This window comes from Mycobacterium simiae, assembly GCF_008370645.1.
Lineage (GTDB): Bacteria > Actinomycetota > Actinomycetes > Mycobacteriales > Mycobacteriaceae > Mycobacterium > Mycobacterium simiae_A.
Genome location: NZ_VTZN01000166.1, coordinates 1 through 10,341, shown reverse-complemented (window position 1 = coordinate 10,341; position 10,341 = coordinate 1). Strand labels below are relative to the sequence as shown.

The following is a 10,341-nucleotide window of genomic DNA, read 5'->3' as shown; positions in this document are numbered from 1 at the left end:
GACCAATGCAAGGTGAGGACGTAGCTCGAGCCGGTCGGGAGAATAGGTCTGCGTCAGATTTCGGCTCTTCTGGTGCGCCGACCGCGCCGCCCTGGGGCGGCATCCGGTTATGGTCATCGACGCGCGGACGTACGCTGCTGAGCTACAGCGTCACCTACTCCATGTGCCGTCCGGGCGCCAAGTTGCGGACCGCCCAGTCAGGCAGAGACCCAAGCGCTTCAGGAACCCACCGCGACGGTGACGCTGATCGAGCTGGTGAGGACTAAGAGTTGACCCGTAATCATGTGTCGGTCTTGAGGTGCCAGAGCCCGGCGATGATGTGGAGGCTGTGGTTGATGGCGTGGCCTCGTCGTCGGCATTGACGGAGGATTTGCCAGTCTTTGAGCCGGGCAAGGACGTGTTCGACGCGGGCGCGGAATGCGCCGGTGAGCGCGGTTGTGGTGATCGGTGATGATGCGGCCAGTGTTGTCACGTTGGGGGCCGGTGACGGTTGCGATGCCGCGGTATCCGCCGTCGCCGAGGATGATTCGGTCGCCGTTGAGCAGGTGCGCAAGGGTCTGGCACTGCCTGTGCGGTGCGCATGTTGCCAAGACCCTGGCCCAACGCATCCACCACTGCCCAACCTGCGGGCTGCACGCCGATCGTGACATCGTCTCCGCCGCCCTGGCGGCCTGCGTCGAACTCACCGATCCCGATGATCCGCGTACCGCGCGGGTCGATTACCGACTTGCCCACGCCCTGCGCGATGGGCTGGCCTCCCAGCAAGAGTCGGAGGGTTCAGTCAACCGGCACCAGCCACCAACACCACCCGGTGACGGATCAGCCAGGACCGGCAGCCACCACCAGGTGGCCTCTGCTGAACAAGCAGCACCCGGCACATCCCCGAACAGACCACGCCCACCGCGTGGACGTCACGGGACAGCCGAAAACAACCAGCCCCCAAGCTGATTGGCGCTGCATGACCCATTACGGGTCAACTCTTAGTTAAACGCCAGCCAACTGGGAAGCGCCCGCTCGTGAGAGTCGCACAGTACTTGACGGGTATCGCACGATCCCTTCGGCGACCCTGCCCCGGCCCACATGCCCCCGGTGTCGCGGCGTAGCACAATCGCCGACGACCCGCCGCCGTCAAGCAGAATCGCTGTATCGCTGCCCAGGCCGCGGAAGAGATCTTGGATATTGTCGGGGGTGTAGTTACCGCCTTCGAAGATGTACATCTCGTCTCGTTGCTTGGCGTAGGCAAGCGCCGTGCGGGCCGCACTGGGACCGCCGTCGTGCAACTGCCCGGTATTGCCGGGGGACAACAGCCCAATCCCGGCCACCGCGACAAATTTCGCGTTCTTATTGAGCAGGTCCTGGATCACCGGGGTGGCGAGGTCGTAATCCTCTCTGCCTTTGGGCCGTAATACGTTGGGTGCCCCGCCGGCCGGAATGATCATTGTTGTCAGCGAGGTCCAGGTTTCGTTCCCCCCTGAAAGCCCTTGCTTGCCGGGGTAGGCGAGGGTGCCGGTGACGGCCTGGTTCGCGCGGCCCTGGCCGTGGGTGTTGTCTACGAAGGCGCCCAGCGGTGAGCTGCAGCCGGTCGTGCGCCAGGAGCCGCCTTTTTGCGGCCGCACGTCGAAGAAGTTGGCGTTGATCGCGATGGTGGGTTGTCCCATCCGTTGCCAGGCCTGCAGCGGTGGGTAAATCTCGGATGCCTGCCAGAGCCCCTCGCTAGTGCGGGCCCCGGGGTTGTGCTCGCAGCGGGCTTGATCGCCGGTGTGGCTGTCGACTAAGAGGTGCGGTTGCAGCCGTTGCGAAGCGTTCTTGATGACCATGAGATGGCCGCCGTTGTTCATCTCATAGTGGCCACCCTCGCCGTTGAGCAACGGCATCGGGTGGCTGCCGCCGAAGTTGTAGACCAGATACGAGCCCTTCGTGGTGGCGATGGCGTGCTCGAGCATCTCGCGACCGTCAGCGGCGTGCGCGACAGGCTGCCCCGTGGTGGCCGCGAGGGTGGCGCATACCGCCACCGCAGCACCGCAAGCCGCAAGTCGGCGCAGGCTGGCAGCTGGCGTCAGCACGGTAGCCCTTTCGGCCCGGTCGAAAGTCAACCATCCCAGGATTAGTCACATTAGCCACACTGTCAACTTTGGTAACAAACCCGCGACGACTCGGCGGCAGTCGAATTACGTTTGCTCGCTTGGGCTTTCAATCGAACCGGCGCTGGCGCTAGCGCGTGCCCTTTTCTTGGCCTGATGCTGAGTTTGATGCCCCACCGCGATGGCCATCGCGACCGCGCCCGGAATGCGGTGAAAACCCTTGCGGTCGTACAAGTGCGTGATGATGCCGCCGAGCAACAGGCCGATGACCAGGCCGACGGACGTCATCGTCACCGCCTGAGACAACCCGGTGTCGGCTTGACCACTGAGATAGAGCAGCGACCTTACCCCCAGGAAAACGTGGTGCATCGGTTCGAACTCGGCCAGCCAACGAAAGAAGGGGGGTACCGCCTCGAGAGGTACCGTGGCGCCCGCGGATGGTAGTCCGAGGATGACGAAGATCAACATGCTGACCAGCAAGCCCATCGACCCCAGCACCGCGATCAACGAGCTGGACGTGACGCCGACTGCGATGATCGCGAACACTCCGTATAGCCACAACTCCCAGCCGAGGGAAATGGGCATGCCGAGACCGCGCGCGATGGCCAGATAAACCGCCGAGGTGATCAAGGCCAGCGCCGTCATCAACGCCCACTTGACCAACAGGGTGCGGAACCGGGAAATTTTGACCTGCTGACCGAAGCGATATACCGGGCCGAATTCGGCTGGTACGTAACCGAGCATCGAATCCACCAAGGTGCTGACCACGATGCTGCCGGTGAACCCGGCCAGCAGCAGGAGCAGTGAATAGTAGAAAGTCGAGAGGCCATTGCCGGTGCCGTTGGGCAGCGGGTTGTACACCGTGGATTTGACGTCGACGGGACTGGCCAGCCCCAGTGCCGAGGCTCCGGCCAGCGGCGCGGCCCCGGTCTGTGCCGCAACGTCGGCGGTCAGACGTTCGCCCACTTTGGTATTCACCACCGCCATGGCCTGCGTCAAGGTTTGCCCGGCGATGCTCGCGCCGAGCGTGCCGGCGCGTGGATTGGTCGAGATGGTGATCGAAGGACGGTCCGCGCGGGTCGGTTGCACCGCGCTCACCGCGTAGTCTCGCAGGTTCGAGGAAAAGGTCGGCGGAATGACGGCTGAACCGTACACTTGCGCCCTGTCCAGCAGCTGCTTGGCCTCGTCGCGTGAGACCACATGCACGTCGAACTTGTTCTTGTCCAAGCCGGCAACCAGGCCGTCGACAATCTGCTTACCGGTAGGTCCGGCGTCCTCGTTGACCACCGCGAGCGGGAAGTGTCGCAGGTTGGTCGTCGGATTGAGGATTCCGCCCAGGTATAGTGCCGCTAGCGCCGACATCAGGGCTAATGTAATAACGATCGGTGCCGCCCAGAACCGCACTGTCCGAAGCGCTTTGACATTTCGCTTGGGGTTCGGCGCGGCGTGCCGCGGCTTCGATCGAGGCATGAGGGCTCCTGTCTGTCGTGCCCACTCTATGCGGTGCTAACCGCCCAGCCGTGCCCGCATCTCCCAGATCAGCACCTCCGCGGGCGCAGCGGCGGTGAGCCGGCCGGATTCGGCTTCGGTGTAGCGGACCGCGTCGCCCTCGTCCAGGTTCCCAAGCTCGTCGAGGACGAGCCGGCCGCGGGTGACGAACAGGTGCAGGTAAGGCGCAGAGGGTATCTCAACGCTGTCGCCGGTGCCCAACCGTGCGCAATGTAGTGCCGCGCTGCGGTTGTGCAAGGTGATGGCGGGTTCGTGGTTCGGCATGCCCGATGCGATGGTAACCAGCCCGCTGCTCGACAGGGCGTCGTCGATCTGACGCTGCTGGTAGCTGGGGGCCAGGCCGGTTTCGTCAGGAATGATCCACATTTGCACGAAATGCACTGGCCGCGTTGCCGAGCCATTCTTCTCCGAATGCAGAATCCCGCTGCCCGCCGACATGCGCTGCACCAGGCCAGGATAGATCACGCCGTGATTTCCGGTCGAATCTTGGTGTGTCAGCTCACCTTCCAGCACCCAGGTGATGATCTCCATGTCGCGGTGCGGGTGGGTGTCAAATCCTGATCTGGGTTGCACGACGTCATCGTTGCTCACCAGCAGCAGCCCGTGATGGGTGTTGTCCGGATCGTAGTGGTCACCAAACGAGAACGAATGCCTGGATGTTAGCCACGAAGTTGTGGTGACGGCCCGATCGGCCGCTCGCCGAATCTGCACGCTGGCCATCGTCACAGCGAATCGGGCAGACCGAACTTCGGAAATAGGGTGCCGTCAAGGAATGCCACCACCCGGGAGATCCGGCCGGCATTCATGTCCAGCACATGCAACTGAAACGGCACGTGCATCGGACCCGCGCGCATGTACATGGCCGCAGCGGGTTGGCCGTTGGCGACTAGTGGGATCAGGCGCATATCCCCGGCAGATTCGGCCGGACATTGCTGATGAATGAGCGTGATGATATCGGAGGCGCCCTGATACCAGCCGACGTACGGGGGCATCTCCCAAATCGCCTCGGCGGTGAACAACTCCACCAGCCGGTCGATGTCATAGGCCTCGAAGGCATTGATGTAGCGGGCAAGCAGGTCCTGGGCTTCCGACGAATCCGGGGCGGCGGGCGGGTCGTCGGCGCTGGGCCGTACGGTCTCCAACTGCGACCGGGCGCGCTGCAGCAGGCTGTTGACGGCGACGGTGGTGGTGCCGATCGCCTCGGCCACCTCTGCTGACCTCCACTGCAACACGTCGCGCAGCAACAGCACCGCGCGCTGCCGGGGCGACAGATGCTGTAGCGCGGTGACAAACGCCAGCCGAACCGACTCCCGCGACCCGACGATCACAGCGGGATCCGCCGGGTCGTCCATCAGGTTCGGCAGTGGCTCCAGCCAAGGCACCTCGGCGCGCTCCACCAGATCCGCAGTCGGATCCGAACTGGACGCTCCCAACCCGGTGGGCAACGGCCGACGTTGCCGGCCTTCCAGGGCGCTCAGGCAGGTGTTGGTGGCGATCCGGTGCAGCCAAGTCCGGATAGAGGATTTGCCTTCGAACCGGTCATAGGCCTTCCAGGCCCGCAGCAGCGTTTCCTGCACCAAATCCTCGGCATCGTGCAGCGACCCCGTCATGCGATAGCAGTGCGCCAGCAGTTCGCGCCGGTAGGGCTCTGTACGGGCGGAGAAATCACCGCCGAGCTCATCGTCTTGTGCTGGGTCGTGGGCTAGCAGACTCACCTAGCCGAGCCTACGCAAAGCCGCTGACAACCCCGCTCTGGGAGCCGCTGTGCTGCCCGTAAGCTGCCCGTAATGATGACGACCCGCGCTGAACGCAACTTTGACGGTGTCGGCGGTGTGGACATCGTCTACGACGTCTGGACGCCGGAAACCCCGCCGCTGGCAGTAGTGGTGCTGGCGCACGGTCTGGGCGAGCATGCTCGCCGCTACGACCACGTTGCCCAGCGGTTCGGCGAGGCTGGGCTGGTCACCTACGCGCTCGATCACCGTGGGCACGGCCGTTCGGGCGGCAAGCGTGCGGTGGTCCGCGACATCTCCGAGTACACCGCCGACTTCGACACCATCGTCGGGATCGCCACCCGGGAGAACCCGGGACTCAAGCGCATCGTGTTGGGGCACAGCATGGGCGGCGGCATCGTCTTCGCCTACGGTGTCGAACGCCCGGACAACTACGACCTGATGGTGCTTTCCGCGCCGGCCGTCGCCGCGCAGGACCTGGTGAACCCGCTGGTGGCCGTGGCCGCCAAAGTTCTTGGAGTGGTGCTGCCGGGCTTGCCGGTCCAAGAACTTGACGTCGACGCCATATCCCGGGACCCGCAGGTGGTTGCGGCCTACAACGACGACCCGATGGTGTACCACGGACGAGTCCCCGCCGGGATTGGCCGGGCGCTGCTGCAGGTTGGTGAGACCATGCCGCGGCGGGCACCGGCATTGGCGGCGCCGCTATTGGTGGTGCACGGCACCGGTGACCGGCTGATTCCCATCGACGGCAGCCGTCGCCTGGTCGAGTGTGTGGGGTCCGCCGATGTCGAGCTCAAGCAGTATCCCGGGCTGTACCACGAAGTCTTCAACGAGCCGGAGCGCGGACAGGTGCTCGACGATGTGGTTGGTTGGATCACCCGCCGCGTCTAACGCGGATGTCGTAGGGCTCCAGTAGCTTTGGCGCCATGACCGACGACAAAATGCTGGCACGCATTGCGGCCCTGCTCCGCCAGGCTGAAGGCACCGACAATCCGCACGAAGCCGACGCGTTCCTGGGCGCCGCGCAGCGGTTGGCGACGGCGGCCTCCATCGACCTTGCGGTGGCGCGGTCCCATTCGGCGGACCGTTCGGCCGCTCAGACGCCGACCCAACGCACCATCAGCATCGGGACCGCCGGCAGCCGTGGGCTGCGCACCTATGTGCAGCTTTTCGTGCTTATCGCCGCGGCCAACGACGTGCGCTGCGATGTCGCGTCGAATTCGACGTTCCTCTACGCCTATGGGTTTCCCGAGGACATCGACGCCACCCACGCGCTGTACGCCGGCCTGGTGGTCCAAATGGTCCGGGCCTCCGATGCCTACCTGGCCTCGGGTGCCCACCGGCCCACCCCCACCATCACTGCCAGGCTCAACTTCCAGCTGGCATTCGGGGCGCGTGTGGGTCAGCGCCTGGCCGAGGCCCGCGAGCAGGCCCGCCGGGAAGTCAGCGCGGACCGGGCTGGTGCGCCCGGCACCGCTATCGCGCTGCGGGACAAGGAGATCGAGTTGCGTGACCACTACCGAGGTGCCTCAAAGGCGCGCGGCACCTGGCAAGCCGGCAGGGCTTCGACCGGATATTCGTCGGCGGCGCGGCGCGCAGGTGATCGGGCCGGACGGCAGGCGCGCCTCGGGAAGAGCCCTGAGCTACCCGGAGCCCGGACCGTTCTAGAGCGGTGATTCGGCCGGACTCATCGAGACGGGACTCTCAACGGGCCCGGGTGTATGCCGCCGAAGAGTTCGTCCGCACCCTGTTCGACCGGGCCGCCGAGCACGGATCACCTAGTGTGCAGTTTTTCGGGACGCAGCTGACACTGCCGCCGGAAGGTCGCTTTGCCTCGGTAGCGTCGGTGCAGCGCTACGTCGATGAGGTGCTCGCGTTGCCGGCCGTGCGGCAGCACTGGCCAGCGATATCGCCGCTGCGGGTGCGTGCCCGCCGGGCGGCCACGGCGGCGCACTACGAAAACCGGGACGGCGCAGCAACGATCGCTGTCCCGGACCGCGACACCGCCGATTGGGCGATGCGAGAGCTGGTCGTGCTGCACGAAATAGCGCATCATCTGTGTCAGGTGCCGCCACCGCACGGCCCGCAGTTCGTGGCGACGATGTGCACATTGAGCGAGTTGGTGATGGGGCCCGAACTCGGCCATGTGTTGCGGGTCGTATACGTCAAAGAGGGTGTGCGATGAGCCGGCCCGAGTCCCACATGACCGACGACGAACGCTTCGCACTGCTGGTCGGCGTTAGGGGACCGGCGACTTGTGGCCGCCGCACGATCAGCGCATCCCAGCGGACGTCCCGATGCGCCGGCTACGTGCCCGGAATTCCGCGGCTCGGGTTCCGGCGCTGCTGATGAGCGCGCTAATCCATCGGGTCGGTTGTCGATCACCTTCCCTGCCGATCTCGTCCAGACTCCGCGCCCGCAGCTGCCTGGTTGTGGTGAGCCGATCGGCACACCAACGATCATCGAATACGCCGAAGGTGCGGATGTGGGCTATCGCTGGTTCGCCAGAACCGGCCAGCGTCCGATGTTCGCTTTCGGGCACGGTTTGGCCTACACCAGCTTCGAATATCGCGACCTGGTGTAGACCGGCGGCGACACCGTGCACGTCACCTTCAGGTGGAGCTGGCCGGCCGTGCAGTCGGGCGGTGATCGGCATCAGCGACCGACTCCGAGTGCACGACCGGCTGATCGGACTTACTGGACAGGAACTAATTCGTCGCCGCAGGTGCAGCGGTACGGCTGATCGGCACCAGAGCAGTGGCAGGGAACCTCGATACGTACGCGACAGCCGCAGCCCTCGTGCCCGCAGGTCAGCATGCTTCCAGCCTCGTGGGTCGCCATTTGTATCATCCTCATTCGGATCGGGGGACGGTAGTCCCGACGGTTACTCCGTCCCACTATATACCCCATACGGGTATCTGGTAAAGGCTCGACTCGCTCCACGCCGAAATCAGCGTGGAGCGAGCCGAGCCTTATGTGCGTAGCGCGACGCTATAAACCGTTGGTAGCAAAGTTCGGCATCCGCTGTCACCTGCTCGGCATCGTGGTGGGCGAATAGCACGAAGTGACAGTGGAGGATCTTCGACGAGACCAGCTCCTGGAAGCTGGGCAAACCCGCGATCGTCTCCGGCTCACCGTCAGCCAGTCCGTAGATCGCGAGCAGCCGCACGTGGTGACGTGGCCCGGGAGTCAGTTTGGGCGCGCCGAACGCCGTGTCGACGAAGGTGTCGATCACGCCAACCCCCTGCGCGGCTGCGATCATCTTGTCGACCACGCCGTCGGCGCCAGCCACTCGCGGATTCAAATCGATCAGCACGAGCCCCTCGGGTGATTCGGTGAATTCCGGGTGAAAGAAGCCGTTCTTCAGGCCTAGCACCTGCAATACCTCTTTGGTGTGGGCCAGCAACGCGGCATGCTCGGGCGCGGCCACGTCGAGCTGGTCGGCCCAGCAGTAACGGAAGCCGTCGTTGAACACGAATTTTCGCCATCGCTGCAGGCTCACGACGTGGTATTCGCCGCCGATCGCGAAGCCGTCGATGCTGTAGGTCTGCTGCATGCCATCTGCGTCCCAATCGATCAGCAGCTCCTGGGCCGTGTAGCTGGCCTCCCGGTCGGGTTCGGCGCGGCGAGCCGTCTGCAGCCAGGCCAGGACGGAATCTTTCGACACGATGGCATGAGTTCCCGCGTACCGCACCGGCTTGATAATCACCGAATCACCGAAGGAGTCCAGCTGGTGCTCGTCAAACGGTTCGTGAAGCCGGAAAGACACCTCACGCGGCACCGGGTAGCCGCGCTCGCAGAGCAGGCGGTCGGTCTCGTCCTTACGCTCGCGCGCTGCCGACGTCGCCGGATCGTTGGCGAAATCGGGACAGACCAGCTGTGCCAGACCGTCCGCGGAAGCAAGGTCGTGCTCGTAACCGTAGAACACGAAGGCCGGTCCGGCGGCTGCGAGAGCCTGCGCGGTCGGGCGCAGATCGTCAGCTCGGTAGCGGAAGGCCTCCACACGGGTGTCAGCGGTTTTCCGAAGAATCCCCCGGGGATCGACATCACCTGGTGCAAAGTCTAAATCGCCATCGACAATCTCGAGCAAGGTGATCTCGCGGCGCGCGAAAACCGTTCGTACATAGTCGGCCGACGCCAGCAGCGAGGTGAGAGCGATCGTGCGATTCACTGGTGCAGACTCAGCGCACACCGCTGAAGCCCCCGTCCACAGTCAAAGCTGAACCGGTGATGTAGCGGCTCAAGTCGCCGCGCAGAAAGCGGATGAGGCCGGGGATCTCACTCGGTTTCCTCCGGCGTGCCTGCGGAATTCGCTCGTCGATCCGCCAGGGGTGGTCTGGATGGCTGCGCCGCCCGGTCTCGGTCAGTGGAGTGCGCACCCGCCCGGGCAGTACCGCGTTGACCAGGATGTTGCCCCTGTCCCCGGCTGCCGCGAGGCTGCGCGCAAACTGCACCGCGCCACCCTTGCTCGCTGCGTACGCTGCGCCGATGCCAGCGCCGAAGAGTGAGGTCATGCTCCCAGTAATCACCACTCGGACGGCCCGGGCATGACCATTCAGCCGTGGATAGGCGTCGCGGTTGAACGTGAACTGTCTGGAGAGATTCGTCTGGATCACGAGTTCCCATTCCTCATCAGTAACGTCCTGCGGGGGTTCCCCGCAGACTCATTTTGGCGGAGTTGATCGCGAAGTCAATTGCGCGGCACTTCTGCTTCACGGCTGACAGAAATTCGCCAGAGTGCTGCCGGTCGTTGGTGTCGAGACAAGTGCCCGGCAACGGCCGGCGCCACGAATCGAGCGATCCGATTGCCCGGTCCAGCGCTGACGGGTTCCCGCCGGTGAGGCGGACCTGCGCGCCGTGGGCCAGCAGTAAGCGCGCCGTGGCCAGGCCGATACCGCGGCTGGCGCCGGCCACCACGGCGCGCGTGCCGCGCAGATCCAACGGTCGAGGGGTCCGGCTGGTTGCTCACGCGGCGATCTCGCGGAAATCCTCGATCACCTGGGCGGCGCCGGCCT

Annotated in this window: 11 protein-coding genes and 2 pseudogenes; 5 read left to right on the top strand and 8 right to left on the bottom strand. The window is 64.9% G+C overall.

Features of this window, described 5'->3' with window-relative positions:
• Positions 1-425: 425 nt before the first annotated feature.
• A complete protein-coding gene (locus F0Q45_RS28695) occupies positions 426-647 on the top strand; it encodes a hypothetical protein (RefSeq protein ID WP_223163930.1) in 222 nt (73 codons plus the stop codon).
• Between the two features lie 333 nt (positions 648-980).
• On the opposite strand, the gene F0Q45_RS20900 is transcribed toward F0Q45_RS28695, so the two are convergent.
• The 4 genes and pseudogenes from F0Q45_RS20900 to F0Q45_RS20885 all read right to left on the bottom strand — a co-directional run bounded on the left by F0Q45_RS20900 (position 981) and on the right by F0Q45_RS20885 (position 5,430).
• The gene (locus F0Q45_RS20900) at positions 981-2,093 is read right to left on the bottom strand and encodes a phosphodiester glycosidase family protein (protein WP_149655760.1); all 1,113 of its coding nucleotides are present in this window, start codon (positions 2,091-2,093) and stop codon (positions 981-983) included.
• A gap of 75 nt (positions 2,094-2,168) precedes the next feature.
• The gene (locus tag F0Q45_RS20895) at positions 2,169-3,551 is read right to left on the bottom strand and encodes a YhgE/Pip domain-containing protein (protein WP_149655759.1); all 1,383 of its coding nucleotides are present in this window, start codon (positions 3,549-3,551) and stop codon (positions 2,169-2,171) included.
• 36 nt (positions 3,552-3,587) lie between these two features.
• Positions 3,588-4,310: a pirin family protein gene (locus F0Q45_RS20890; protein WP_149655758.1), complete on the bottom strand. Its 723-nt coding sequence runs from the start codon at positions 4,308-4,310 to the stop codon at positions 3,588-3,590.
• A gap of 2 nt (positions 4,311-4,312) precedes the next feature.
• Positions 4,313-5,430: pseudogene (locus tag F0Q45_RS20885) on the bottom strand (sigma-70 family RNA polymerase sigma factor).
• Between F0Q45_RS20885 and F0Q45_RS20880 the strand changes: the two are divergent.
• The 4 genes and pseudogenes from F0Q45_RS20880 to F0Q45_RS20865 all read left to right on the top strand — a co-directional run.
• Positions 5,378-6,217 carry an alpha/beta hydrolase gene (locus F0Q45_RS20880; protein WP_149655756.1) on the top strand — a complete coding sequence of 280 codons (840 nt, stop codon included), beginning with the start codon at positions 5,378-5,380 and terminating at the stop codon, positions 6,215-6,217. The pseudogene F0Q45_RS20885 and the gene F0Q45_RS20880 overlap by 53 nt on opposite strands.
• Positions 6,218-6,252: 35 nt before the next feature.
• Positions 6,253-7,002, top strand: a complete 750-nt coding sequence (locus F0Q45_RS20875) for a DUF2786 domain-containing protein (protein WP_149655755.1) — start codon at positions 6,253-6,255, stop codon at positions 7,000-7,002.
• Entirely contained in the window at positions 7,002-7,511 is a 510-nt protein-coding gene (locus F0Q45_RS20870) for a TIGR04338 family metallohydrolase (RefSeq protein WP_149655763.1), read from the top strand. Before F0Q45_RS20875 ends, F0Q45_RS20870 begins: the two co-directional genes overlap by 1 nt.
• Before the next feature lie 168 nt (positions 7,512-7,679).
• A pseudogene (locus F0Q45_RS20865) lies at positions 7,680-7,997 on the top strand (glycosyl hydrolase); the annotation flags it as partial.
• Between the two features lie 23 nt (positions 7,998-8,020).
• On the opposite strand, the gene F0Q45_RS29510 reads toward F0Q45_RS20865, so the two are convergent.
• The 4 genes from F0Q45_RS29510 to F0Q45_RS20845 all read right to left on the bottom strand — a co-directional run bounded on the left by F0Q45_RS29510 (position 8,021) and on the right by F0Q45_RS20845 (position 10,267).
• Positions 8,021-8,182, bottom strand: a complete 162-nt coding sequence (locus F0Q45_RS29510) for a metallothionein (RefSeq protein ID WP_262491090.1) — start codon at positions 8,180-8,182, stop codon at positions 8,021-8,023.
• 94 nt (positions 8,183-8,276) lie between these two features.
• Positions 8,277-9,497 (bottom strand): hypothetical protein, encoded by a 1,221-nt coding sequence (locus tag F0Q45_RS20855; protein WP_149655754.1) that lies wholly within the window; start codon positions 9,495-9,497, stop codon positions 8,277-8,279.
• A 10-nt stretch (positions 9,498-9,507) separates the two neighbouring features.
• On the bottom strand, positions 9,508-9,942 hold the full coding sequence (locus tag F0Q45_RS20850) for an SDR family NAD(P)-dependent oxidoreductase (RefSeq protein ID WP_149655753.1): 435 nt from the start codon (positions 9,940-9,942) through the stop codon (positions 9,508-9,510).
• A 16-nt stretch (positions 9,943-9,958) separates the two neighbouring features.
• Positions 9,959-10,267 carry an SDR family NAD(P)-dependent oxidoreductase gene (locus F0Q45_RS20845; protein WP_149655752.1) on the bottom strand — a complete coding sequence of 103 codons (309 nt, stop codon included), beginning with the start codon at positions 10,265-10,267 and terminating at the stop codon, positions 9,959-9,961.
• Positions 10,268-10,341: the final 74 nt, after the last annotated feature.